This is a genomic window from Bacillus sp. XT-2 (assembly GCF_025696525.1).
Classification (GTDB): Bacteria; Bacillota; Bacilli; order Bacillales; family Bacillaceae; genus Bacillus; species Bacillus halotolerans.
The window spans coordinates 253,913-279,720 of the sequence record NZ_JAHVOC010000005.1 but is presented as its reverse complement, the minus strand read 5'-3'; the positions used below and the strand labels follow the sequence as shown (position 1 = coordinate 279,720).

The window sequence follows — 25,808 nt, the reverse complement described above, 5'->3', positions numbered from 1 at the left end:
GCAATGAAAAAAGCATTATTCATTTTGTTTGTGCTAACGATTGGATTTGCGCTTTCTGCGTGCAGCCAGTCCAGTGATGCGTCAGCTGAGCAAAAGACAGAAAAGAAAGAAGCAACAGCAACGGAAAAGAAAACAGAGGAAAAAGAAACCAAAACGGATGAAAAGGTGTATAAAGTAGGCGAAACTTTTAAAGCTTCCAGCACAAATTTCTCGGTCAATAAAGTATATACAACGGCAGAACAAGGCGAGTATAAGACAAAAATTGGCGAGAAAGAAAAAACAATAAATAATAATGAAGAATTTTTAATAGCTGAGGTAACGATCGAAAATACAAGCGACAAGTCTTTCAATTATACGAGTGGCGGTTTTGAATTGAAAGATGGCAAAGATCAATCAATCAGAGCAAACATAGTATCTACTGCTGACCTGAAAACAAGCCTTAAATCAGGAAAGTTAGCCTCGGGTAAAAAGGTAACAGGCACAGTCAGTTTCGTGATTCCAAAAGGAGAAAAAAACCTTAATCTGTCATATAGTCCATCATTTTTAAATTTTGAAACAGAGGATATTACATATTTCGTAAAACTGAATTAAGGTATCTTTTGAGCATGTCACCGGAAAATCGGAGCATGCTTTTTTAATTTAAAAGAGATTGATAGTATAAAATGGTAGTGAGGTGATCAATTATGCAAACCAAATGGCTGGAACGGGCCCAGCGGATTCAGGCGATCGCACAGGCGGGGCTTGCTTTTTCCAAGGATGTGTATGACAGGGAAAGGTACGAAGAGCTGATGAAGCTCAGCGCAGAGATGATGGCGGATTACTCGGAGAAGGACATTGAAGTCATCACTGATTTATGGAAAGGCGAGAAAGGCTATCCGACACCGAAGGCGGATGTTCGCGGCGCGGTATTTCGAGAGAATCGCATATTGCTTGTCCGGGAGAAGCATGACGAGCTGTGGTCACTCCCAGGCGGTTTTTGTGAAATTGGTTTATCACCCGCTGAAAATGTGATCAAGGAAATCAAAGAAGAGTCGGGTTACGATACAGTGCCTTCTCGATTACTGGCCGTGCTGGACAGCCATAAGCATCCTCATCCCCCTCAGCCTTATCATTACTATAAGATCTTCATTGAATGCAGCATAACGGGCGGGCAGCAGAAAACCGGAATTGAGACGAACCATGCCGCTTTTTTTCCGGAAGACAGGCTCCCTCCGCTTTCTCCAAAACGAAACACACAGTCACAGCTCAGTATGCTTTTTGACTTTCAGCGTCATCCGGATAAAAAAACTGTATTGGATTAAACAAAAAAGAGCCGGAGGCTCTTTTTTGTTTTTACAGGGCAATATGTTTTTCGCTGGCTAGCTTCAAAAGGGTTAGTACCGAATCGGCTTGTTTATGGCCGAGCTTTTGTTTTAGTTTGCTTTCTTCCACTAAACGGCTTCCATATATATCGACAGAGGCTTTGTCGACGACAGTATGCCAGTTTTCCTGTTTTTTTCCCTCAACGAGCGGTTTTGAATGTCTCTCAGAAAAAGAGAACACAAACAATACAAATGCAAGTGAAAGTACGATGCCGACAACTAGTTTTTTACGGTTGATCTGTGCTGTCATTTGTTCTCTCCTTCACCATTTTACTTTCTATTTAATCATATCTTCAGCATGCTTTACATAATGGAAAAGTCATCTTTTAGAGTAGTGCTTACGTTGCGGATGAGGGCGACGTGTGAGATTTTCATAAGCTATTGATTGCGTTTCTAAAATCGATGAGCATGCCTAAGGTCACGTTGTGAACCAAATTGGGTGTGCGTAATAGAAAAAAATTGAAAGATTATGGTAAGATGAACAACATTCGAGGGGGATTATATGATGCCTGCACCGGCATCTTGAAGACCTGCCTGCTGTTTCAGACGACAAAATGGATGTCCCTCTCTTTTTCGATAGCAGGAGGTGGTGAAGTTCGTCAATTGCTGAATCTTTTCTTTCATGGGGAGGGGAAACGCATGAATGTGGTAAATCGGCGACAAGCTTTGCAGCGTGCACTGATGAACGGAAAAAATAAACAGGATGCTTATCATCCGTTTCCGTGGTACGAATCGATGAGAAAGGAAGCTCCTGTTACCTATGATGAAGACAATCAAGTATGGAGTGTTTTTCTTTATGATGATGTCAAAAAAGTGATTGGGGATAAAGAGCTTTTCTCCAGTTATATGCCGGAGCAGACAAGTTCTATCGGGAATTCGATCATTAATATGGACCCGCCAAGACACACGCAAATCCGTTCTGTTGTCAATAGAGCGTTTACACCGCGTGTCATGAAGCAGTGGGAACCAAGAATTCAAGACATCGCAGATGATCTGATACATCGTTTTCATGGACGAAGCGAGTTTGATTTGGTTCAGGATTTCTCATATCCGCTTCCTGTCATTGTGATATCTGAGCTTTTAGGCGTTCCTTCAGAGCATATGGATGCGTTTAAGACATGGTCTGATATTTTGGTGAGCACACCAAGAGATGGAAGTGAGGAAGCGGAGAAAGCCTTTCTGAAAGAGCGGAACAAGTGCGAGGAAGAGCTAGCCGCGTTTTTTGCCGGCATCATAGAAGAAAAACGGAAGAAACCGGAACAGGACATCATCTCCATTTTAATTAAAGCGGAAGAAACCGGTGAGAAGCTTTCCGGAGAAGAGCTGATTCCGTTTTGTACATTACTGCTGGTGGCGGGAAATGAAACGACAACGAACTTGATTTCAAACGCGATGTACAGCATTTTAGACACGCCGGGCGTTTATGACGAATTGCGGCGGCATCCAGAGCTGATGCCTCAGGCGGTGGAAGAAGCTCTGCGTTTCAGGGCGCCTGCACCTGTTTTGCGGCGAATTGCCAAGAGGGATACGGAGATTGGTGGCCATCAGATGAAAGAAGGCGACATGGTGTTAGCGTTTGTGGCGTCTGCAAATCGTGATGAAGCGAAGTTTGACAGGGCGCACATGTTTGATATTCACCGCCATCCCAATCCGCATATTGCGTTTGGCCACGGCATTCATTTTTGTCTTGGGGCTCCGCTTGCACGGCTTGAAGCAGCCATCGCGTTAACGGCATTGACTCAAACGTTTTCTCGTATGGAGCCGGTCAGTATCACCCCGATTGAAAATAGCGTGATTTACGGACTAAAGAGTTTTCGCGTCAACATATAATATGAAAATTGGAGGCTGAAATGATGAGACAGCATCATATCTCAATTATTAATATCCCGGCATACGGACATGTGAATCCAACTCTTGCGTTAGTGGAGAAGCTTTGTGAAAAAGGGCACCGTGTTACTTATGCGACGACTGAGGAATTCGCGCCTGCGGTGAAGCAAGCCGGGGCAAGCCCGCTTTTATATCAAACTACGATTAACGTGGAACCGGAACGCATTAAGGAAATGATAGAGAAAAATGAAACACCGATTAGCATTTTAAAAGAATCGCTCGAAATCTTGCCTCAGCTTGAAGAATTATATCAAAATGACCAGCCTGATCTTATCGTTTATGATTTTATCGCATTTGCGGGAAAATTGTTTGCTGATAAGCTGAATGTGCCGGCCATCAGGCTCTGTTCTTCCTATGCGCAAAATGAATCCTTCCAGCTTGGAAGTGAAGAGATGCTCAAGCAACTCAAACAAGCGGAGGCCGATTTCCAGGTTTACCTTGAGAAAGAAAACTTACCGGCTGTCTCATTTGAACACTTGGCTATACCGGAAGCGTTAAATATTGTCTTTATGCCGAAGTCTTTTCAGATTAAAAACGAAACCTTTGATGAGCGATTCTGCTTTGTCGGCCCTTCACTTGGAAAACGAGGTGAACAAGAGAGCCTGCTGCCGGAAACAGGCAATCGTCCGCTCATGCTGATTTCATTGGGAACCGCTTTTAACGCATGGCCGGAATTTTATCGTATGTGTATAGATGCATTTCGGAATTCCGACTGGCATGTTGTGATGTCAACAGGGATATCAATTGAACCTGACAGTCTAGGTGACATTCCTGACAACTTTACAGTACGCCAGCGCGTTCCGCAGTTGGATATCTTAGCGAAAGCCGATCTGTTTGTTTCTCACGGGGGAATGAACAGTACGATGGAGGCAATGAATGCGGGGGTACCGCTTGTTGTGATTCCGCAAATGTATGAGCAGGAGCTCACTGCCCGGCGTGTTGATGAATTAGGCCTCGGCGTCTATTTGCCGAAAGAAGAGGTCAGCGTCTCCCGTTTGCAGAAGGCAGTTCAGGACGTATCCGGAGATAAAGAAATGCTCAACCGCGTAAAAGACATGCAGAAAGACGTAAAAGAAGCAGGCGGAGCGGAGAAGGCAGCCGCGGAAATTGAAGCCTTCATAAAAAAGTCTGTCGTTCCGCAATAACATATTTGCACCCGAAATCTGCTGAGATTTCGGTTTTTCTTCTTTTAAAAAGGATGGGATGCAATGAGTAAAGAAAACGCCGTCTATCTGATTACAGGGGTGATGGCAGCGGGAAAGTCCACAGTTGCCCAGCTTCTTTCTGAGCGTTTAGACAAGAGCGTTCATGTCAGGGGAGATGTATTTAGAAAAATGATTGTAAACGGCGAAATACAAATGTCAGACACTCCTTCAGCTGAGGCGCTGGAACAGTTGCGTCTTCGCTACCGGCTGGCGGCTAACGTATCAGATATGTATGCTGAAGCGGGGTTTCATACGGTGGTGCAGGATGTGATCATCGGACCTATGTTAGAAGAAATGGTGAAGTTGATCAGTTATCGTCCATTGTATGTGATCGTGTTGGCACCCCGAGCTGACATAATAGCCGCAAGAGAATCAGCACGCAAGAAAAAAGGATATGGAGATATCAGCATTGAATCTCTCGATGCCGTCTTGCAGTCAGAAACACCGCGTCTTGGCCTGTGGCTGGATTCGTCAGAGATGACGCCGGAAGAGACGGTGGGAATGATATACAAAGGGCTGGAGACTGCAGCGAAAATAAAATAATGAATTCCGCTTTCTCCAGCTTGTTCTCGGGTGCAGAGGCTAACCCCTGACCCGCGAACACCATCTATTAAATATTCTTTTTCATCCCGCATCTCCGGCATTCTCTCAAAAACTTTCCGCCTTTTACGGAGCTTTTAAAAAGCGTATAGTCACAATTATCACAGCGTCCGCTATGGACGTCGGGATATTCGTTGAATTCATAAATAACCGATGTGTCGTAGCCTTTTGTTTCGTATTCTTCTTTTGTTTCCATGGTCGATCCTCCGTTAAAGCGTGTCTGTTGTTTATATTACAGCATGCATCCGGTGTATTCAACGGGTAATGAGAGGCATTTGGTTCATCTTGATTTCTCCCTTGGTTTGCGACACAATAGCTTTATTAAAGGTTATATACATATAAAGCCTAAGCTGGCAAAGAGGAGAGGAACGGATATGGGTAAAGGTTTACATGGAAAACGCGTTGCGATCGGCGGTTCTCGGAAAACGGAAGAAATCAGCACAATCATTGAAAAACAGGGCGGAATTCCTGTCGTCCGGCCTCTCCAAGGAACAGTGTACTTGGCAGAGGAGCAGGTGGAGCCGGAGCTGCGCAAATTTGCGGAAGAAAAAGCCGACTGGGTGATCTTTACGACAGGCATCGGTACGGAGACGCTTGTGAAGATGGCAGAGAAAATCGGCGTAAAGGACGAGTTTCTGCTGGCGATTCGCCAGGCTAAAGCGGCGTGCCGAGGGTACAAAACATTGTCTGCGTTAAAAAAGCTTGGAATCACCGCAGAGGCTTCTGATGAAGATGGGACAACCAGCGGATTGATCCGGTCCTTGGAGCCTTACGACTTTTCAGGAAAAAAAGTAATGGTGCAGCTTCACGGAGAAAATGCACCTGCCCTCATAGCATTTTTGGAGGAAAAAGGAGCTTCAGTTTTGCCGATTCTCCCTTATCAGCATATCCCGCCAGAGGAGGAAACGGTAGAACAGTTATGCCGGGAACTGCTGAATGGTGAATTGGATGCTGTTTGTTTTACCACGGCGATTCAGGTTCGTTCTCTGTTTCAATTTGCCAAGGAGCGCGGCTTTATCAATGAAGTGAAGGCTGTATTCGAAGAGCGTGCCATCGCAGCGGCTGTCGGAAAAGTGACTGCTGAAGCGCTGCGGGAAGAAGGCATCACAAGGCTGCTTGCTCCGGAGATTGAGCGGATGGGCGCGATGATTATTGAACTTTCACGGTATTATGAAGAAATGGCTGGGGAATAACCAGCACAAAAGCCGCTTTTCTGTTGAGAAGCGGCTTTTATGTGATCTGCAAATCCCGAAATTGCTGTCATAATGTTAACCATTTTGCTTCAGCTGCTGATGCGCGGTAAATAATGACGGGTATGTCAGCACGCTGAGTATGACACAAGTCAGTGCGGCGGACGCCATCGTTGTAAAAACAATCAAAAGCTGAAAGCGTACCGCCTGAATCGGATCGGCGCCCGCTAAGATCTGGCCGGTCATCATGCCGGGAAGCTGGACGAGCCCTAATGTTTTCTGGCTTTCGAGCGTTGGGATCATACTCATTTTCATGGCGGAAGTCAGGATATGCTGTATGGATTGTTTTGGTGTGCCGCCAAGCGACAAAATCAATTGAATTTCTTCCTTGCGCACCCCGACCTCGGAGCTGAGCCGGTTTAAAAATAGGCTCGCGAGCACCATTGAATTTCCGATGACCATTCCGCTGATCGGGATGACATACCGGGCGGTAAGCGGGATGATGTGAAGCGCCAGAAGAATGCCTTGGGTGACGATTTCTACAATCGCTAACGCTACAAACACCCTCCAAAAAGAACCGATTTTCATTTTCTTTCGTTTGACGACGTTTTGCGCCGCCACCGCCAGCATTAACAGCACCATCAGCAGGATAAACACAGGGTGATCCCCATGAAATATCAGCGACAGCACATAACCGATCACAAGCAGCTGTACCGCCGCCCGGATCGTTGCAATCATCATATCTTTTTCAACGCCGGCTTTAAAGGATTTTGATAAAAACAAGGCAATCAGCACAAAGATCATGGTGAATGAGAGAGAAAGGTAATCCATTACCGTGTGCCTCCCTTCAAAAATTCACGGGCTGCTTCATGCTGAGGATGCGAGAAAAATGTGTCTGTCTCAGCGATTTCCAACAGCCGGCCATCAGCCATAAACCAAATGGTATCGGCTACTCGTTTCGCCTGTTCCATGTTATGGGTCACCCACATCACCGTCAGTTTTTTCTCTTGATGCTGCCTTTTGATCAGCTCTTCAATCTCCAGAGCAGAAACAGGGTCCAGGGCAGATGTAATTTCGTCCAATAATAGGATGGAGGAAGGGTTTGCGAGTGTTCTGGCAAGTGAAAGCCTTTGCCGCTGTCCGCCTGATAAATCCTTGGCGCTTCTGTCTAACAGCTCTGGAGACAGGCCTGTCAGTGAAGCGAGCTCTTCAGGAGAGTAAAGCTGGGTTTGGTGGAGCTTTTGTACCAGATTCAGATTGTCACGCACCGTTCCGTCAAGGACGGGGGCGGATTGAAAGGCAAGGGAGGCCGTCCGCCTCAGTTCATTCACATTCCAGTCTCTGACTTCCTTTCCGTAAATCTTCACTTCACCGTGATCCGGTGTTTTCATCAAATTGCACATTGACAGCAGTGTGCTTTTTCCTGAACCGGAAGGGCCCAAAAGTGCCACGATTGCACCCTGTTGAATGTCTCCGGTGACATCCTTTAATACATCATAGGTTTGTCCCTCTTGTTCATAGCTTTTTCGCACAGATGTGAATGAGATTGCTGGTATATCGTCTTTTTGATTGTTTGCTTCCATTAAAATATCACCTTTCAGTTAAGTGGGCTTAGACTATACATAAATATAACGTGAAACAGGTCTCTTTTGGAAGGCGTTAAAAAGAAAGGAGAACGGGCTTTCGCCCATTCTCCAGAAGCTGCTAAGCAGTCAGATTTGACTGAGTTTTCTCTTTAGGTTTTTGTTGGGAAGCGAAGGTATGTAACACCATTCCGGCAATAATGATCATTAATCCGGCAAACGATAAAATGGAAGGGAAAACACCTGACAGCAGGATTATTTCACCAAGCAAAGCGAATATCACTTCCCCGGATTGTGTTGCTTCAACAGCAGCAAGCTTTTGCGGATTATCTCTTACCATATCCGTTGCCCAGAAAAATAAAACGGTCGCAATGATGCCTGAGCTGACGGCAACGATAAAGGATTGAACGGTTTGTCCCGCGGTCGGGAGGCCATCTGACCACCAGCCGTAAGCTGCCAATACAAGCCAGAATGGAAGGCTTGCAAGGGTCATTCCCAGCACACGCTGGAACGTATCAAGCCTGCCTCCGTATTGCTCAAGCATTCTCCGGTTTCCCAGCGGATAGGCGAAAGCAGCAATGACAACGGGCAGCACGCTGAAGAGCAGCATTTTTCCGGAAAGCGATTCTGCATGCTGGAGCTGAATCAGCGCTGCCCCAATCAGAATGACGACGGAAGTGCCCAGCGAAACAAGGGGAATCTTTTGCCGAACGAGCAAAGTGCCTCCAGGCGTGTCTTTTTTCTCATAGAAAAATGGAGACAGCAGCACACCGGCTACAATGGTAATTTGCCATGTTCCGGCTACGAGCCAGCCCGGCCCGAATGCGGCGGCAAACGTGATCGGCGCATAAAAAAGAACAAAGCCGACGAAGCTCCACTTTATCCAAAAAAACGGCTTTTTCCGCATCTCTTGTAAAAGAGGAACGAACTTCCCTTTCATTATGACAATCAGACATAAAAACGGAACCATAAAAATAAAGCGTAACGAGGCGCTCCAAAGCCAGCTGCCTCCGGATAATTCCATCGCCCTGTTTAAAATAAAGGTAACGGCGAAAAAGAGAGAAGCCAATATCCCGATTACAATCGCTTTCATCAAATCCCTCATTCTGGCATTATTTTTTTATACTATACTACCCGGGATGATACAGATCAACGGAATTGTGAGAAAATAATGATGTTTTACGGATCAATATAAGTGGAAGACAGAAATAGGGAGGTGAAAATGATGGAAACAGAAACGTATTTTTTTCAGGATGACGGCAGGATTCCAAATCACCCTGATTTTCCGCTCGTTATCTATAAAAATGTTTTTATGGGACGTGCTGAACAGGCAGAGCGGATCGTCAACCGGCATGGCTGGCTAAACAGCTGGTCGGGCAGTGTTTTTCCGTACCATCATTATCACAGCAACACGCATGAAGTCCTAATCGCAGTCCGAGGGGAGGCTGTTATTCAATTTGGGGGAGAAAAAGGAGCTGCTGTTCCTATCAAAACGGGCGACGCAGCGGTCATTCCAGCCGGTGTCGGCCATAAAAAGCTAAGCGCGAGCCCCGATTTTACCGTGATCGGCGCTTATCCAGATGGTTCTCGGTATGATATGAAGACGGGAAAGCCGGATGAAAGAGCGGCTGCGCTAGAGAATATAGAGCAAGCAGTACTTCCGGCATTGGATCCAGTTACAGGAAAAAGAGAACCTCTATTGGACATATGGGTAACGCGTAGGGGAGAAAATTGATGGATTGTCAATAACTAGTGCTGAAGAAATGTTATGACACGGGCACCATATAAATTAATTTCATAATCGAAGCAATTCACGTTCAAATTTTGTTCAAAAAGTGTTATCATATAGAAGGTAATCAAATTGGAGTTTTTTATGTTTGCTATTTTCAGAGAGAGTAAAGGATTTTGACTTATTCAATGGTTTATTTTTGAGATAAAAATAATACTGAATATGGCAAGATGAAAAACTGGGTAGTAAACATTTATTTTTGCGAATGATTGTGCACGAATTCACAATCCTTCTTCTCATGCTTTCAAACATGAGATCAGGGAGAGGCACTACCCTTTCCAAAAAATCAGCATACTGCTTATAGTAAAGGAGAATTGGATATGCCAGAAACAATCGATCAAACAAATGCGTCTGTCAGCCAAAGCCAGCAAGATCTTATTGATCAGCTGTTAAAGCCAGAAGTTCAAGAATCACTGACTGTTTTAGTTGACCAGCTTCCAAAGCTGACTGAGTTAGTGAATATTTTAACGAAGTCTTACGATTTCGCTCAGTCTGTTGCGACTGACGAAGTATTGAAAAGCGATACAGTCGGTGCAATCACTGAAATTCTTGAGCCTGTAAAAGAAACAGCAAAAGAAGTGGCTGCGACTGCAATCGAAGCGAAAGACCGCGCGGATGCTAGCAACGAAACGATTGGACTTTTCGGCCTGTTGCGCATGCTGAAAGATCCTCAAGCTCAAAAGCTGTTCCGTTTTGCTAACAGCTACCTTGAAATCATGAACGAAAAACAAAAATAATCTCAGATTCAAATTGATATAAAGGACGGAGGATATACGATGTCAAAACATATTGTCATTTTAGGCGCTGGTTATGGCGGTGTTCTTTCTGCTTTAACAGTTCGCAAACATTACACAAAAGAACAAGCACGCGTGACAGTGGTAAACAAATACCCAACTCACCAAATCATTACGGAATTACACCGTCTTGCAGCAGGCAACGTGTCTGAAAAAGCGGTTGCAATGCCGTTAGAAAAACTTTTCAAAGGCAAAGACATTGATCTTAAAATCGCGGAAGTCAGCTCTTTCTCTGTTGATAAAAAAGAGGTTGCGCTTGCTGACGGTTCTGCATTAACTTATGATGCGCTAGTAGTAGGCCTTGGTTCTGTCACTGCTTACTTCGGCATCCCAGGACTTGAAGAAAACAGCATGGTTCTTAAATCTGCTGCTGATGCTAACAAAGTTTTCAACCACGTTGAAGACCGTGTGCGCGAGTACTCTAAAACGAAAAACGAAGCGGATGCAACAATCCTTATCGGCGGAGGCGGCTTAACAGGCGTTGAGCTTGTCGGTGAGCTTGCTGACATCATGCCGAACCTTGCGAAAAAATACGGCGTAGACCACAAAGAAATCAAATTGAAATTGGTTGAAGCAGGTCCGAAAATCCTTCCTGTTCTTCCGGATGATCTTATCGAACGCGCAACTAAAAGCCTTGAAAAACGCGGCGTTGAGTTCTTAACAGGCCTTCCTGTTACAAATGTAGAAGGAAACGTGATTGATCTGAAAGACGGATCAAAAGTTGTTGCCAACACATTTGTTTGGACTGGCGGCGTACAAGGAAATCCTTTAGTCGGCGAATCAGGTCTTGAAGTGAACCGCGGCCGTGCGACAGTTAACGATTTCCTTCAATCTACATCTCATGAAGATGTATTTGTTGCGGGTGACAGCGCAGTTTACTTTGCGGCAGACGGCCGTCCATACCCGCCAACTGCACAAATCGCATGGCAAATGGGTGAGCTGATCGGTTACAATCTATTCGCTTACTTAGAAGGAAAAACACTTGAAACATTCCAGCCAGTAAACTCTGGTACACTTGCAAGTCTTGGACGCAAAGATGCGGTAGCCATCATTGGTGCTAATTCTACACCGCTTAAAGGTCTTCCTGCTTCCTTGATGAAAGAAGCAAGTAATGTACGCTACTTAACACACATTAAAGGACTATTCAGCCTGGCTTACTAATCCTTTCTTGTAAAATCGGACATTGCCAAAAAGAGGTCTTTTCAGGCAGCTTTACGGCAATGTCTTTTTTGCGCTTATTTGCTAACGTTAACATTTAAATTTTAAAAAGAGATTGATCCCAGAGGAATATAAAGGTAAAATAAAAACAAATCAAAATGTTAACGTTAACATTTTGAAATAGAATGAAAGACGGTGAGGACATGGAACCCTTTATGGGAGAAAACTTTTTGCTGAAAAATGAAACCGCTGTCAACCTCTATCACCATTATGCGAAAGACATGCCGATTATTGATTATCACTGCCATTTGAGTCCGAAAGAAATCTATGAAAATAAGAGATTTCAAAACATGACAGAAGCCTGGCTGTATGGAGACCATTACAAATGGCGCATCATGAGAGCCAATGGAATTGAAGAAACATACATTACAGGCGATGCAGCTGATGAGGAGAAGTTCATGGCATGGGCGAGAACAGTACCGATGGCGATTGGCAATCCGCTCTACAATTGGACCCATTTAGAGCTGCAGCGATTTTTTGGGATTTACGAGATATTAAATGAGCAATCGGCGCCAAATATTTGGAAACGGACGAATGAACTGCTGGAAGGAGAAGGCTTCGGGGCAAGGGATTTCATTGTGAAATCAAATGTAAAAGTAGTATGCACAACCGATGACCCTGTCGATTCCCTCGAGTACCACCTATTATTAAAAGAGGACAAAGATTTTCCTGTCAGTGTGCTGCCGGGATTTCGGCCGGATAAAGGGCTGGAAATCAATCGCGAAGGCTTCCCGGATTGGGTGCAGGCGCTTGAAAAGGCTGCGTCACTTTCGATTACAACCTATGATGAGTTTTTGAAGGCTCTTGAAGAACGAGTGCGTTTCTTCCATTCAGTCGGAGGCAGAGTATCTGATCATGCGATTGATTCAATGGTGTTTGCCGAAACGGACAAAGAGGAAGCGGGCCTCATTTTTATCTCAAGATTAAACGGGGAACAGGTTTCTTACGAAGACGAGAAGAAATTCAAGACATATACGCTTCAATTTCTTTGCGGATTGTATGCTGAGCTTGACTGGGCGATGCAGTTTCATATCAATGCACTCAGAAATACGAATACGAAAATGATGAAGAAATTGGGGCCGGATACAGGCTATGATTCTATGAATGACGAAGAAATTGCGAAGCCTTTGTACAGGCTGCTGAATTCAGTCGAAATGAAAAACCAGCTGCCGAAAACGATTTTATATTCGCTCAACCCAAATGATAACTATGTCATTGCCAGCATGATAAATAGCTTTCAAGACGGCATCACGCCTGGGAAAATACAATTTGGCACAGCATGGTGGTTTAACGATTCCAAGGATGGGATGCTCGATCAAATGAAAGCGTTGTCAAACGTCGGGCTTTTCAGCCGTTTTATCGGCATGCTGACTGATTCCAGAAGCTTTTTGTCGTATACACGCCATGAATACTTCAGACGGATTGTCTGCAATCTGATCGGCGAATGGGCTGAAAACGGTGAAGTGCCGAAAGATATGGAGCTTCTTGGCGGTATCGTACAAGGCATTTGCTATCACAATGCGAAACAATATTTTCAATTTCAAGAAGAAAAGGCAAACGTATAAAATAAGTTCCGCTCAGAATAGCCAGCGTCATACTGAGCGGACATCTCATCGAAAATTCTTAAGACACAGAGGTGGAAGATGCGAGCAGAACTGGAAAATAAGGTTGTGTCGATTGAAACGGAGAAGAGGCTTTCGCTGAAGGAGAAAATTTCCTATGGTTTTGGTGATTTTGGGAACGGTTTTATGTTTGATTTAGGCCAAATCTATTTATTAAAGTATTTTACTGATGTGGCGGGAATTCCGGCCGCAATGGCGGGAAGTATTTTTTTAGTCAGCAAGCTCTTTGCGGCTGTAACAGACCCCATTGTCGGCTCATCAATTGATTATCGCAAAAACATCGGCAGGCGGGGGAAATTCAGGCCTTATTTATTAATCGGCAGCATTGTTCTTGCGGTGCTTACTGTTCTTATTTTTCTGTCCCCGAATGTATCAACGACAGGCAAGCTGATTTATGCGTATGCATCCTATATACTGTGGGGCGTGGGCTATTCATTTGTAAACATTCCGTACGGCTCATTGGGAGCGGCGATGACTCAAAATACCGAAGACCGGACTTCTATCTCTACTTTTCGCCAAATCGGCTCACTCGGGGCTTTGTTTATCACGAGCGTGGCCGTCATGCCGCTGCTCGTCAAGTTTGATAACCCGAAGGTAGGCTATCCGGTGGTCATGGGATTGTTTGCTGTTCTCGGTGTGCTTTGGTTTTATATTTGCTATCGCAACTGCAAGGAACGTATTGTTCTTGCGGAAGCGCCAAAAGAGAAATTAACATTTTCATCTGTCGTCAAAACGTTTATAACGAACAAACCGCTGTTAACCCTTGTCCTGATGACCATTTTTTCGATTTCCGCATACAACATTAAATCCGCAATGCTCGTATACTTCGCACAATATAACCTAGGCAATGTCGAACTGATGGCTTATATGAACTTTATCATTATTGGATCTTCCTTTTTGGGCGTCGTGTTTCTGCCAAAGCTCGTCAAGATGTTTGGAAAGAAACAAACCGCAATGATCGGTTTCGGCATCAGTGTTGCCGCGGATCTGATCAACTTTATGCTTCCTTCAAATGTATATGTGTTTACGATCCTTGCAAGCATCGCGTTTATTGGGATCAGTATTCCCAATGGCATTACGTGGGCGCTTGTCTCAGATATCATTGACTACGGCGAGTGGAAATCCGGTGAGCGGAAAGAAGCAACGACATATTCCCTCTTTAACTTCTCGCGAAAGCTTGCTCAGTCATTGTCTGGTTTTCTCTCGGGGATCGGATTGGGGCTTGTCGGATATATGCCGAACGTAGCCCAGACGGCACAAGCGCTGCTCGGCATTAAAGCGCTTCTTCTTCTGTATCCCGCCATTGCTTTGGCATTAGCTATGGTCATTATCGGTTTTCTTTATAAACTGACAGATCAGCAGCATGCACAGATTGTCGAAGAGCTTCAGCATAGAAACTGATCAAACAATCATATAAAGAATATTTTGAATAGTTCGCAAGTAATAATAATTTGTAAGGGTTTTCGCTAAGTGATGAAACTGAAAGAAAGGAGGCTCTTTATTGAATTGAATACGGTAACGATTTCCGCTGAAGAAGCGAAGGAACTGGTTCAGCAAAAGCTGATCGGCGCCAATTTGAATGAACGAGATGCCGAAAAAGTAGCAGACGTGCTCATACACGCCGATTTACGCAATGTGAATTCTCATGGTGTTTTGCGAACAGAACATTATGTGAACAGGCTGAGGGCTGGAGGCATCAATCCAAAAGCGTGTCCCATTTTTAAAGAAACGGGGCCGGTGACAGGAGTGCTGGACGGTGATGACGGGTTCGGCCATGTGATTGCCGATAAGGCGATGGCTCATGCCATTGAAATGGCAAAGAAAAATGGTGTTGGCATGGTCACCGCGACAAACAGCAGCCATTGCGGAGCGTTAAGTTATTTTGTGCAAAAAGCGGCTGAGGAAAAACTGATCGGAATCGCTATGTCTCATACTGACAGTATTGTAGTCCCGTTTGGCGGGAGGTCTCCTTTTTTAGGCACGAATCCAATTGCTTACGGTGTGCCGGCAAAGCATAAAAAACCGTTTATCCTAGATATGGCGACGTCAAAAGTGGCATTTGGAAAGATTCTGCAGGCGCGTGAAGAGGGCAGAGAAATACCAGAAGGATGGGGAGTCGATGAAAACGGAGAGACGGTAACAGACCCTCACAAGGTCGTCTCACTTTCAACGTTCGGGGGTCCTAAAGGCTACGGGCTATCTGTTGTGGTGGATGTGTTTTCAGGTTTGCTGGCTGGGGCGGCTTTTGGTCCGCATATCGCTAAAATGTATGGCGATCTTGATCAAAATAGGAAGCTTGGACATTATGTTTGCGCGATCCATCCGTCCTATTTTACCGGACAAGATACGTTTTTAGAGCAGATGGACGCCATGCTTGATGAACTGCAGCAATCACCTTCGGCTAGAGGAGTCGAGCGAGTGTATGTGCCTGGCGAATTGGAGCAGCTGCATGAGGAAAGAAACAGGAAACACGGAATTTCAATTGCTCGGAGCGTGTATGAATTTTTAAAAAGCAGGTGAGAAAATGAAAGCGGTTCAAGTGCGAAAAGCGTATGATTTGGTGACAGCAGACATGGAAAAGCCTGTTCTTTCAAAGGCTGATGAGGTGCTCGTCAAAGTAAAACGAGTCGGAATTTGCGGTTCTGACATGCATATTTATCATGGCACGAATCCGCTTGCGACACTTCCGAGAGTAATCGGACACGAGGTAACGGGAGAAGTGGGGGAGGTTGGTGCAAATGTTAAAGGCCTGAAAGCCGGAGACCATGTTGTGATTGAACCGATTTCTTATTGCGGAAACTGTTATGCCTGCCGTAAAGGCCGGCCAAATGTTTGTGCGAAGCTTTCTGTGTTTGGCGTTCATGAAGACGGCGGGATGCGGGAATATGTTGTGCTTCCTGAAAAGCAGCTTCACGCGGTTTCAAAAGAGCTGCCTTGGGAGGAGGCAGTTATGGCCGAGCCTTATACAATAGGTGCCCAGGCTGTTTGGCGGGGACAGGTGGAAAAGGGTGATCGCGTTCTGATTCAGGGGGCGGGGCCTATCGGCATCTGTGTGTTAAAAATGGCAAAGCTAGCGGGTGCTTCCGTCATGATAACCGACTTAAATAATGAGCGGCTGACATTTGCTACAGAAAACGGTGCCGACGCTGTTGTGAATGTTCAAACAGAACATGCGGCTGAGCGGGTTCGGGAATGGACGGGCAATGAAGGAGCCAATGTAGTCATTGATGCTGTCTGTCTCCCTGCGACTTTTGAGCTTTCCGTTGATGTTGTTTCTCCGGCAGGGCGTGTGGTGGTGCTTGGATTTGATGAGAGAGCGTCACAAATTCCTCAGCTCCCCATTACAAAAAAAGAAGTCACGATTACCGGCTCAAGACTCCAGACAAATCAGTTTCCGAAAGTTGTAAAGCTGCTGAATGAAGGCCGGTTAGCGCATAACGGGCTCGTCACCCATACGTTTTCAGTTGAAGATGTCCATCACGCGTTTCAATTTATCAAGGAGCATCCTGATCAGGTGCGGAAGGCAGTGATCACATTTGATTAAAAGGCTCAATCCGGAGGTGTAGGATGAATATTACATTTCGATGGTATGGACGAGGCAACGATACAGTCACACTTGAACACGTGAAACAAATTCCCGGGGTGAAAGGCATTGTCTGGGCTCTCCATCACAAACCTGCCGGGGAAGTGTGGGAAATAGAGGAAATCAAAGCCGAGACGGAATATATACAATCCCATGGTTTTCATGCGGAGGTTGTCGAAAGCGTAAACGTTCATGAAGCGATTAAACTGGGCAGCGAAGAACGCGGCCGGTACATTGAAAATTATAAGCAGACCATCCGCAATCTGTCTGCTTTTGGCGTGAAAGTGATTTGCTACAATTTTATGCCGATTTTCGACTGGACACGCACCGACATGTTCCGTCCGCTGGAAGACGGCTCAACCGCTCTGTTTTTTGAAAAAGCCAAAGTGGAGAGCCTGGAGCCTCAAGAGCTGATTCGGACGGTGGAAGAAGCGTCTGACCTGACACTCCCAGGGTGGGAGCCTGAAAAAATGGCTCGGATCAAAGAACTGTTTAAGGCCTACAGGACGGTCGATGAAGAACAGCTGTGGAACAATTTATCATTTTTTTTGAAGGAAATTCTGCCGGTTGCTGAAGCGCATGGCATTCAAATGGCCATTCATCCGGATGACCCGCCTTGGCCGATTTTTGGATTGCCGCGTATTATCACAGGAGAGGCAAGCTATGAGAAGCTGCGGGTCATATCAGACTCACCTTCTAACTGCATCACCTTATGTACCGGTTCCATGGGGGCCAATCCCGCCAATGACATGGTGGAAATTGCTAAAACATATGCCGGGCTTGCTCCATTTTCACACATCCGCAATGTGAAGATCTTTGAAAATGGGGATTTTATTGAAACGTCTCATCTGACAAAGGACGGTTCGATTAATATTCATGGGGTCATGGCAGAACTGCACAAGCAGGATTACAACGGATATGTCAGGCCGGATCACGGTCGCCATATTTGGGGAGAGCAATGCCGTCCGGGCTACGGCTTATATGATCGCGCTTTAGGCATCATGTATTTGAACGGACTGTGGGACGCGTACGAATTAATGGCGAAAAAAGAGGTGGAATTATGATTCCTCTTCATCATCGGCTGGCAGGTAAAGTTGCTGTTATCACAGGGGGCAGCGGTGTGCTCTGCTCGGCCATGGCCCGGGAGCTTGCCCGCCATGGCATGAAGGTGGCGATACTGAACCGGTCAGCTGAAACAGGACAAGAGGTTGTGAGGGAAATTACGAAAGCTGGCGGCACGGCATATTCCGTTTCTGCTGATGTGCTGGACAGGACGTCGCTAGAGAAGGCGAAGACTGATATCCTTGACCGATTTGGCGCTGTTCATCTCTTAATCAATGGAGCAGGAGGAAATCATCCCGCTGCGATTACTGATGTGGAGACATATGAAGCAGAAGGAGAAGGGCAATCATTCTTTGACATGGATGAAAACGGATTTTCAACTGTTTTTTCAACCAACTTCACTGGGGCATTTCTGGCTACCCAAGTATTTGGAAGGGAATTGCTGAAGGCAGACTCACCAGCCATTGTGAATATCTCATCAATGAGCGCTTATTCACCTATGACGAAGGTTCCGGCGTACAGTGCGGCCAAAGCATCAATCAATAATTTTACAATGTGGCTGGCTGTGCATTTTGCGGAAACCGGACTGAGGGTTAACGCAATCGCACCAGGCTTTTTTCTGACAAAACAAAATCACGATCTGCTGATCAATAAGGATGGAAGCTTTACAGACCGCTCTAAAAAGATTATTGCGGGAACACCGATGAAGCGATTTGGAAAACCGGAGGACCTGCTCGGCACGCTTCTTTGGCTGGCGGATGATTCCTATTCAGGCTTTGTCACCGGCATCACCGTTCCTGTCGATGGAGGTTTTATGGCTTATTCAGGAGTGTGACGAAAGCAGATACAGATACTGAACCAACATAGGGGTGAGGTTGAGATGTTTTCAAAAGATAAGCTTCCAGTCATCCTTTTTTTGTTCCTGGCTGGTGTGATTAACTATCTGGACCGTTCGGCATTGTCCATTGCAGCTCCATTCATTCAGGATGATCTCACACTGTCCGCTACACAAATGGGCTTGATTTTCAGCAGTTTTTCGATTGGATATGCCGTTTTCAATTTTCTTGGCGGTGTGGCATCCGACCGCTATGGAGCAAAATTGACCTTATTTGTGGCCATGGTCGTTTGGTCGCTGTTCAGCGGAGCAGTTGCATTGGCTTTTGGCTTTGTCAGCCTGCTGATCATACGAATTTTGTTTGGAATGGGGGAAGGGCCGCTTTCGGCGACCATCAATAAAATGGTCAATAACTGGTTTCCGCCGACTCAGCGGGCGTCTGTTGTCGGAGTCACAAATAGCGGAACGCCCCTTGGCGGAGCCATTTCCGGACCAATTGTCGGCATGATCGCCGTTGCATTCAGCTGGAAGGTTTCCTTCGTTCTCATCATGATCATCGGATTGATTTGGGCATTTCTCTGGTTAAAATTCGTAAAAGAAAAGCCGGCTGAGCCAATGGGCAATGCACCTGCGATGAAAGTTGAAGCCGCTCCCGAGGAGAAAATTCCGCTGACCTTTTATCTGAAACAAAAAACAGTCTTGTTCACGGCGTTTGCTTTTTTCGCTTACAACTACATCCTCTTCTTCTTTTTGACGTGGTTTCCGAGCTATCTTGTCGAGGAGCGGGGATTGAGTGTTGGGTCAATGAGTGTCATCACAGTCATTCCGTGGATTTTAGGATTTATCGGCCTGGCAGCCGGGGGATTTGTTTCGGACTATGTATACAAAAAAACAGTCCGGAAAGGCGTGCTGTTTTCGCGTAAAGTCGTGCTCGTCACGTGTTTGTTTTCTTCCGCGGTATTGATTGGTTTAGCTGGGCTTGTCACCACAACTGTAAGCGCTGTTACGCTCGTGGCTCTGTCTGTCTTCTTTTTATATTTGACGGGCGCGATCTACTGGGCTGTTATTCAGGATGTAGTCGACCAAAAGAATGTCGGTTCTGTTGGCGGATTCATGCATTTTCTCGCCAACACCGCAGGCATCATCGGTCCCGCTTTAACCGGCTTTATTGTTGACCGGACGGGTACTTTTTCTGGCGCATTTTTACTTGCCGGAGGGCTGGCCGTCTTCGCTTCACTGGCTGTCATCCGTTTTGTGCGGCCGATCATCGGCAGCGCAGCAGGAACGCATGCTGATGATACGGTTTCTTATTAATCTGGAAATATGGTGGGAGAGGCGGTGTGTTTGATGATACAATATGTAATAACGAATCGCAGCCGGTATGATAAGGAAGGGAAATAGATGGTAACCATTAAAGATATCGCAAAACTTGCAAACGTATCCCACACAACCGTTTCCAGAGCACTCAATAACAGCCCTTATATTAAAGAACACACAAAGAAAAAAATATTGGAGCTTGCCTCACAGCTCAACTATACACCGAATGTGAATGCAAAAAGCCTTGCAATGCAAAAATCCCATACGATCGGGCTTTTCTTTACAAGCATCATAAACGGAACCTCACACAGTTTTTTCGCTGATACCATAAAAGGCGTAAACCAGGCAATCAGCGAGGAGTACAATCTGTATGTGCGCGGCATTGATGATCTGAAAAGCTATGACTCTGTAACACCAATGAGATATGACGGCATTATTTTAATGAGTCAAAGTGATATTGATAATTCTTTTATTTATCATATTCGGGAAAAAAAGATCCCGCTCGTCGTGCTGAACCGGGATATCGATGACAGAGGCATTACCAACATATTGTCCAATGACAAGGAAGGTTCTCAGGAAGCTGTAGAATACTTGATTAAAAACGGACATCAAGACATCGCCATCATTGAGGGAATCGAAGGATTTAAATCCTCTCAGCAGCGAAAGGAAGGCTACTTAGCGGCGCTGATTCGCCATCATATACCGATCAAACATGAATACAGTGTAAAAGGGCAATACGATATGGAGAGCGGCTTTCAGGCGATGGAACGCCTGCTGGCGCTTCCGAACACTCCAACCGCTGTCTTTTGTTCGAATGATGACATGGCGATCGGAGCAATGAATGCCATATTTGCCAAGGGGATGCGCGTGCCTGATGATATATCTGTCATCGGATTTGATGATATTGGTTTTTCGCAATATATCACGCCAAGGCTTTCTACAGTGAAACGTCCTGTTGAAAAAATCAGCGTGCTCGGTGCAAAAAAATTATTGAAGCTGATCAGCACACCTGATACGAAGGCAGAAAAAATCTTTGAAAACACAGAGTTTATGGTGCGTGATTCAGTAAAAGATGTCACGACATGATGCCCCGTTTTTCCAGCGGGCATTCTTTATAGAGAAAAATGTTAACGTGTGCATAAATCTGAAAGGGAGGCAATGACGGTGCAAAAGCTGAATAAAAAATTGTACGAAAGCTATACACAGTATCCGGAAAGGATTCTCCAGTTTGGAGAAGGAAATTTTCTGCGGGCGTTTGTCGATTGGCAAATTGAGCAATTGAATCGACATACTGATTTCAATGGAAGTGTCGCGGTTGTACAGCCGAGAGGTTCAGAGAAAATCAAAAGATTAAATGACCAGGATGGCTTGTATACTCTTTTTTTACAGGGAATGAAGGATGGAGAAGCGGTAAATGAAAAGATGATTATCAATTCAATCAGCCGCGGGATTGATCTGTTTTCCGACTATGACGAGTTCAAAAAGTTGGCTTCAAGCGAAGCACTGCGTTTTATCATTTCTAATACGACCGAAGCTGGTATTGTTTGTGAGAAAGAAGACCGCTTAGAGGATAGGCCGCAAAAAACATTTCCAGGGAAATTAACAGCTTTTCTGTACTTTCGCTACCAGGCTTTTGCTGGAGACGAGACAAAAGGGTGTGTCTTGATTCCGTGTGAGCTGATTGAGAATAACGGGCAAAAGCTGAAGGAAGCGATTCTGCATTATGCTGATCTATGGGAGCTGGAAGAGGGGTTTACGCAATGGATTCAGAACGCCAACACGTTTTGTAATAGTTTAGTAGACCGCATTGTTCCCGGTTTTCCTGTAGACAGCATTAATGAGATCACTGCGGAATTAGGCTATCAAGATGAACTGGTTGTTGTGGGAGAACAGTATTATTTATGGGTGATTGAAGGGCCGAATTGGATTGGAGAAGAATTGCCCTTTGCGGCAGCCGGTCTTCATACAAAGATTGTCAGCGATCTGACCCCATACCGGACGAAAAAAGTGAGAATTTTAAATGGCGCGCATACGGCAATGACGCCAGTGGCTTCTTTATACGGTTTGAAAACGGTGCGTGATTCAGTTGAACATCCGGCAGTGGGGCGCTTTGTTGAGGAGCTGATTCATGATGAAATACTTCCTGTTTTGAAAATGGAAGGGCTTGCTCAATATGCGGAGGATGTGCTGAATCGCTTTAAAAACCCGTACATCAAACATTATGTGGAAAGCATTGCACTGAATTCAGTGTCAAAGTTCAAAACGAGAAACCTGCCGACCCTTCAGGAATATGTTGAACAAAAGGGTCAGCTTCCTGCACGTTTAGTGTTTTCATTCAGCGCGCTTCTGTATGTTTATCGAAAGAAGGAAATGCAGGATGACCCGGCTGTTCTTCAATTTTTCCAAGAGGTTTGGAATCAGGAGACCGGAGATATGCTCCGTATCGCTTCAGCCTTATTAGGAGAACAATGGCTGTGGGGAGCAAATCTGAATGAAATTCCGAAGCTGACTGAGAGAGTCGCTGATTACTTGAATGATATTCAAGAACTGGGAATGGAGCGGGCTCTTGAACAATGCTGTCTGCAAAGGGGGAAAGTGCTGTGAAATCATTTATAAAAATTCATAGACAGGACAATGTCTTGCTTGCTCTGCGTGATATTCAGAAGGGAGAGCAACTGAACGCGGACGGCGTGTCGATTGAAGTAAAAGATGATATTAAAAGAGGCCATAAGATTGCATTGCAGCATATAAAGGAAAACGGCAGCATCATCAAATACGGGTTTCCGATCGGGCATGCGTTAAAAGATATTTTTATTGGGGAGCATATTCATGTTCATAATACAAAAACAAATTTATCTGATATCCAAACGTACAGTTATACACCGAGATTTGAACAAAATCCCTACACACATGAGGACCGGACATTTAAAGGATATAGAAGAGAAAATGGCAATGCCGGTGTTCGCAATGAATTGTGGATCGTGCCAACCGTCGGCTGTGTCAATGGAATAGCCGAAAAAATGCTTCAGCGGTTTGTCAGAGAAACGGGGGATATTGCCCCATTTGACAACGTATTAGTGCTAAAACATCAATACGGATGCTCACAGCTTGGCGATGATCACGAAAATACTAGGCAAATCCTGCTGAACGCCATTCGCCATCCAAATGCCGGCGGTGTCTTGGTGCTGGGGCTCGGCTGTGAAAATAACGAGCTGGCAGCAATGAAAAAAGCGCTTCAGGATGTCAACAAGGATCGGGTGAAGTTTCTTGAATCCCAGTCGGTGACAGACGAAATGGAGGCAGGTGTCGCATTGCTGAAGGACATCCATGAAGCGGCCAAAGGGGATAAACGGGAAGACATACCGCTTTCTGAGCTGAAAATAGGGTTGAAATGCGGGGGGTCTGACGGTTTTTCCGGCATCACAGCGAACCCATTGCTCGGACGATTTTCTGATTATATCATTGCGCAGGGAGGCAGCACGGTGCTGACGGAGGTGCCGGAGATGTTCGGTGCGGAAACGCTGCTGATGCAGCGGGCTGCCAATGAAGAGGTATTCCATAAAATTGTCGATTTAATCAATGATTTTAAACAATATTTTATAAAGCATGATCAGCCGGTGTACGAAAACCCTTCGCCAGGCAACAAAGCAGGCGGCATTTCCACCCTTGAGGATAAATCGCTGGGCTGCACGCAAAAGGCGGGGATTTCTCCTGTCTCGGATGTATTAAAATACGGTGAAGTGCTTCAGACAAACGGACTGACGCTATTGAGCGCGCCCGGCAATGATTTAATCGCCTCCTCCGCATTGGCTGCTGCCGGCTGCCACATTGTTCTGTTTACAACAGGACGAGGCACGCCGTTCGGCACTTTTGTTCCAACGGTAAAGGTGGCGACGAATACACAGCTGTACGAGACGAAGCCGCACTGGATTGATTTTAACGCAGGTCTCTTAGCAGAGGATGATGTTCATGAGGAATTTGTGCTTCGTGAGTTTATCGATTATATCACGAAGGTTGCAAGCGGAGAGCTCGTGAATCACGAAAAAAATGACTTCAGAGAGCTTGCCATTTTTAAATCGGGTGTGACGCTATAAACCAAGAAAGGCTATCCTGTTCAGGATAGCCTTGTTGATTAAATCAGCTTCAAGCCGCTGATTAAGATAATGGATGCCATAATAAATTGCAGCGGACGGGGTGAAAATCTAGGTGAGAGATGACTGCCAACCAGCACCCCCGGAATGGAACCGATAAGCAAATTGGCCGCTAACAAATAATCAACGCTCCCGAAGCTTGCGTTTAAAATACCTGCCGCAGTAACGAGCAGAAAAGCATGCGCAATATCTGTTCCGACAATGTCGGATGTTTTCATTTTAAATAAGTACAGCATAGCAATCGCAAACAACGAGCCGGAACCGATCGACGTTAAGCCAACGATAAATCCAAACACGACACCGATAAGAATCGTAAGCATCCGCTTGTCTTCTAGCGGCATCAGCTGCCAGCGGTTCGGGCGAAGTTTTTTGTCCAGAAACAGGCGGACGATGATCGAAATGGCAACTAGGGTCAACACATAACCAAGAGCGTGTTTAATAATCTCTTCCTGATGCTGGTGGAAGGCGGGGAACAAATGAAGTATGCCAATGGCTATAGAAGCACTCGGAATACTGCCGATGGCTAAGTATTTTACCAATTTAAAATTGATTGTTTTCTGCCGCCAATGGGACGCAACACCAAACAGCTTGGTGATCGAGTTATAGACAAGGTCCGTACCGACTGCAATGGAAGGATTGATTCCAAGCACTATTAAAAGAGGAGTTAAAAGCGCAGCTCCGCCTACACCTGTCAATCCGACTAAGACACCGACTAACAAACCCATCAAAATGATGCTAACACTCATGATAAAGGCCTCCTGAAAACCCGACTATTTTTATCAGATTATATATGATTAGGTCGCTTTAATCAATTAAATTTTTTGAATATTTGTACGGGTGTTTCTTTGATTTTTGTATGCTCAATATCTTTATTCATTTGCCCTATAATGAGTGTCAGGACGAGATGGGATTGAGTTTGACCGGTTAAAACAGGTAATTCCGGTCGGTATTTGGCTGAATGAGGTCAACCAGTCAGCTATATGCAAATACTGGCTGTCACTGGGAATGGGGTATATTGGATACGGTAGTGAACTGAAGGCAATAAAAAAGATACCTTTAGATCAGGTATCTTTTTTTAGGTTACATGCGCTGCTGATAAAACGGCAGCTCCGTATGGCCCATTTCCCTTACATAAACAAACAGGTTGCCTTTATGGTGAATTTCATGCTCCATCGCAAGCTGAAGCAATGCGCTGCCAGTGACTTTTCTTCCGAAAGTGGCTGTCAGGTCAATTTCTCTGTCAAGGTGTTCCTCAGTGAGCTGCTCAAGGATGGCAGCCGTTTTTTCTGTAAACGTTTTAGCCAAAACATTGAGATCTGTTTCCGTTTCTTCCTGCTGGTTTTGAAAAGGTGAGGCATTGCCTTCTTTAATGACATTTGCGAACAGATGGAAAGTCGTCAGGATGTGCTTGACAAGCTCTTCTGCTGACATTGATGTTTCCGTCGGTTTGTAGCTGTAATGATTTTTGCTGATTTTTTCTGTCAGCTCAATCGTCACATTGCGATGTGACAAAAAGTGACTCACAATTTGAGTGGATTTGCTCAATAGAATCTCCTCCATATGTAAAAATAAATGGTGCAATGAAATCCTATATCAATGGGCATAAATTAA

26 protein-coding genes are annotated in these 25,808 nt (G+C 45.3%); 19 read left to right on the top strand and 7 right to left on the bottom strand.

Features of this window, described 5'->3' with window-relative positions; translation table 11 throughout:
* Positions 1-3 precede the first annotated feature (3 nt).
* Together KXD37_RS15505 and KXD37_RS15500 are read left to right on the top strand one after the other, a co-directional pair.
* The gene (locus tag KXD37_RS15505; protein WP_095713524.1) at positions 4-591 is read left to right on the top strand and encodes a DUF4352 domain-containing protein; all 588 of its coding nucleotides are present in this window, start codon (positions 4-6) and stop codon (positions 589-591) included.
* Between the two features lie 92 nt (positions 592-683).
* Positions 684-1,301 carry an NUDIX hydrolase gene (locus KXD37_RS15500; protein ID WP_127695432.1) on the top strand — a complete coding sequence of 206 codons (618 nt, stop codon included), beginning with the start codon at positions 684-686 and terminating at the stop codon, positions 1,299-1,301.
* Between the two features lie 31 nt (positions 1,302-1,332).
* On the opposite strand, the gene KXD37_RS15495 is transcribed toward KXD37_RS15500, so the two are convergent.
* Positions 1,333-1,611: a hypothetical protein gene (locus KXD37_RS15495; RefSeq protein WP_024121023.1), complete on the bottom strand. Its 279-nt coding sequence runs from the start codon at positions 1,609-1,611 to the stop codon at positions 1,333-1,335.
* A gap of 389 nt (positions 1,612-2,000) precedes the next feature.
* Between KXD37_RS15495 and KXD37_RS15490 the strand changes: the two genes are divergently transcribed.
* The 3 genes from KXD37_RS15490 (at position 2,001) to KXD37_RS15480 (ending at position 4,996) form a co-directional block, all read left to right on the top strand.
* A complete protein-coding gene (locus tag KXD37_RS15490) occupies positions 2,001-3,191 on the top strand; it encodes a cytochrome P450 (protein WP_095713522.1) in 1,191 nt (396 codons plus the stop codon).
* Between the two features lie 23 nt (positions 3,192-3,214).
* Entirely contained in the window at positions 3,215-4,393 is a 1,179-nt protein-coding gene (locus KXD37_RS15485) for a macrolide family glycosyltransferase (protein WP_024121025.1), read from the top strand.
* A gap of 63 nt (positions 4,394-4,456) precedes the next feature.
* On the top strand, positions 4,457-4,996 hold the full coding sequence (locus KXD37_RS15480) for an AAA family ATPase (protein WP_254518195.1): 540 nt from the start codon (positions 4,457-4,459) through the stop codon (positions 4,994-4,996).
* A gap of 67 nt (positions 4,997-5,063) precedes the next feature.
* Here KXD37_RS15480 and KXD37_RS15475 read toward each other — a convergent pair whose 3' ends face one another.
* Positions 5,064-5,249: a hypothetical protein gene (locus KXD37_RS15475; protein WP_010333860.1), complete on the bottom strand. Its 186-nt coding sequence runs from the start codon at positions 5,247-5,249 to the stop codon at positions 5,064-5,066.
* Positions 5,250-5,427: 178 nt separating this feature from the next.
* Here KXD37_RS15475 and KXD37_RS15470 point away from each other — a divergent pair, with 178 nt between their 5' ends.
* Positions 5,428-6,246: a uroporphyrinogen-III synthase gene (locus KXD37_RS15470; protein ID WP_095713520.1), complete on the top strand. Its 819-nt coding sequence runs from the start codon at positions 5,428-5,430 to the stop codon at positions 6,244-6,246.
* Between the two features lie 75 nt (positions 6,247-6,321).
* Here the strand turns inward: KXD37_RS15470 and KXD37_RS15465 are convergent, their stop codons facing one another.
* From KXD37_RS15465 to KXD37_RS15455, 3 genes are all read right to left on the bottom strand, one after another.
* Positions 6,322-7,074, bottom strand: a complete 753-nt coding sequence (locus KXD37_RS15465) for an ABC transporter permease (RefSeq protein WP_103671539.1) — start codon at positions 7,072-7,074, stop codon at positions 6,322-6,324.
* On the bottom strand, positions 7,074-7,826 hold the full coding sequence (locus KXD37_RS15460; RefSeq protein ID WP_024121030.1) for a phosphate ABC transporter ATP-binding protein: 753 nt from the start codon (positions 7,824-7,826) through the stop codon (positions 7,074-7,076). The genes KXD37_RS15465 and KXD37_RS15460 overlap by 1 nt, the downstream gene beginning before the upstream one ends.
* 121 nt (positions 7,827-7,947) lie before the next feature.
* Positions 7,948-8,919, bottom strand: coding sequence for a multidrug resistance efflux transporter family protein (locus tag KXD37_RS15455; protein ID WP_151174947.1), 972 nt, complete (start codon positions 8,917-8,919; stop codon positions 7,948-7,950).
* 129 nt (positions 8,920-9,048) lie between these two features.
* Between KXD37_RS15455 and KXD37_RS15450 the strand changes: the two genes are divergently transcribed.
* The 13 genes from KXD37_RS15450 (at position 9,049) to KXD37_RS15390 (ending at position 24,140) form a co-directional block, all read left to right on the top strand.
* Complete coding sequence (locus KXD37_RS15450) at positions 9,049-9,561, top strand: cupin domain-containing protein (protein WP_369888522.1); 513 nt, start codon at positions 9,049-9,051, stop codon at positions 9,559-9,561.
* A gap of 374 nt (positions 9,562-9,935) precedes the next feature.
* The gene (locus KXD37_RS15445) at positions 9,936-10,352 is read left to right on the top strand and encodes a DUF1641 domain-containing protein (RefSeq protein ID WP_010333866.1); all 417 of its coding nucleotides are present in this window, start codon (positions 9,936-9,938) and stop codon (positions 10,350-10,352) included.
* 39 nt (positions 10,353-10,391) lie between these two features.
* Positions 10,392-11,570 carry an NAD(P)/FAD-dependent oxidoreductase gene (locus KXD37_RS15440; RefSeq protein ID WP_024121033.1) on the top strand — a complete coding sequence of 393 codons (1,179 nt, stop codon included), beginning with the start codon at positions 10,392-10,394 and terminating at the stop codon, positions 11,568-11,570.
* 200 nt (positions 11,571-11,770) lie between these two features.
* On the top strand, positions 11,771-13,192 hold the full coding sequence (gene uxaC / locus KXD37_RS15435) for a glucuronate isomerase (protein WP_255004151.1): 1,422 nt from the start codon (positions 11,771-11,773) through the stop codon (positions 13,190-13,192).
* Positions 13,193-13,270: 78 nt separating this feature from the next.
* Entirely contained in the window at positions 13,271-14,650 is a 1,380-nt protein-coding gene (locus KXD37_RS15430) for an MFS transporter (RefSeq protein ID WP_106020474.1), read from the top strand.
* Between the two features lie 105 nt (positions 14,651-14,755).
* Positions 14,756-15,769: an ureidoglycolate dehydrogenase gene (gene allD / locus KXD37_RS15425; protein ID WP_106022260.1), complete on the top strand. Its 1,014-nt coding sequence runs from the start codon at positions 14,756-14,758 to the stop codon at positions 15,767-15,769.
* Between the two features lie 4 nt (positions 15,770-15,773).
* Positions 15,774-16,793 (top strand): zinc-binding alcohol dehydrogenase family protein, encoded by a 1,020-nt coding sequence (locus KXD37_RS15420; protein ID WP_106022259.1) that lies wholly within the window; start codon positions 15,774-15,776, stop codon positions 16,791-16,793.
* Between the two features lie 23 nt (positions 16,794-16,816).
* The gene (uxuA, locus tag KXD37_RS15415; protein ID WP_263463640.1) at positions 16,817-17,896 is read left to right on the top strand and encodes a mannonate dehydratase; all 1,080 of its coding nucleotides are present in this window, start codon (positions 16,817-16,819) and stop codon (positions 17,894-17,896) included.
* Entirely contained in the window at positions 17,893-18,729 is an 837-nt protein-coding gene (locus KXD37_RS15410) for an SDR family oxidoreductase (RefSeq protein WP_106022257.1), read from the top strand. The genes uxuA and KXD37_RS15410 overlap by 4 nt, the downstream gene beginning before the upstream one ends.
* A gap of 45 nt (positions 18,730-18,774) precedes the next feature.
* Positions 18,775-20,043 carry an MFS transporter gene (locus tag KXD37_RS15405; RefSeq protein WP_024121040.1) on the top strand — a complete coding sequence of 423 codons (1,269 nt, stop codon included), beginning with the start codon at positions 18,775-18,777 and terminating at the stop codon, positions 20,041-20,043.
* 87 nt (positions 20,044-20,130) lie between these two features.
* Entirely contained in the window at positions 20,131-21,132 is a 1,002-nt protein-coding gene (locus KXD37_RS15400; RefSeq protein ID WP_127695426.1) for a LacI family DNA-binding transcriptional regulator, read from the top strand.
* A 78-nt stretch (positions 21,133-21,210) separates the two neighbouring features.
* Entirely contained in the window at positions 21,211-22,650 is a 1,440-nt protein-coding gene (locus tag KXD37_RS15395; RefSeq protein ID WP_127695424.1) for a tagaturonate reductase, read from the top strand.
* Positions 22,647-24,140: a UxaA family hydrolase gene (locus KXD37_RS15390; RefSeq protein ID WP_127695422.1), complete on the top strand. Its 1,494-nt coding sequence runs from the start codon at positions 22,647-22,649 to the stop codon at positions 24,138-24,140. The genes KXD37_RS15395 and KXD37_RS15390 overlap by 4 nt, the downstream gene beginning before the upstream one ends.
* A 38-nt stretch (positions 24,141-24,178) precedes the next feature.
* On the opposite strand, the gene KXD37_RS15385 is transcribed toward KXD37_RS15390, so the two are convergent.
* Positions 24,179-24,943 (bottom strand): sulfite exporter TauE/SafE family protein, encoded by a 765-nt coding sequence (locus tag KXD37_RS15385; RefSeq protein ID WP_044156273.1) that lies wholly within the window; start codon positions 24,941-24,943, stop codon positions 24,179-24,181.
* A 334-nt stretch (positions 24,944-25,277) separates the two neighbouring features.
* Positions 25,278-25,742 carry a DinB family protein gene (locus KXD37_RS15380; RefSeq protein ID WP_263463639.1) on the bottom strand — a complete coding sequence of 155 codons (465 nt, stop codon included), beginning with the start codon at positions 25,740-25,742 and terminating at the stop codon, positions 25,278-25,280.
* Positions 25,743-25,808 lie beyond the last annotated feature (66 nt).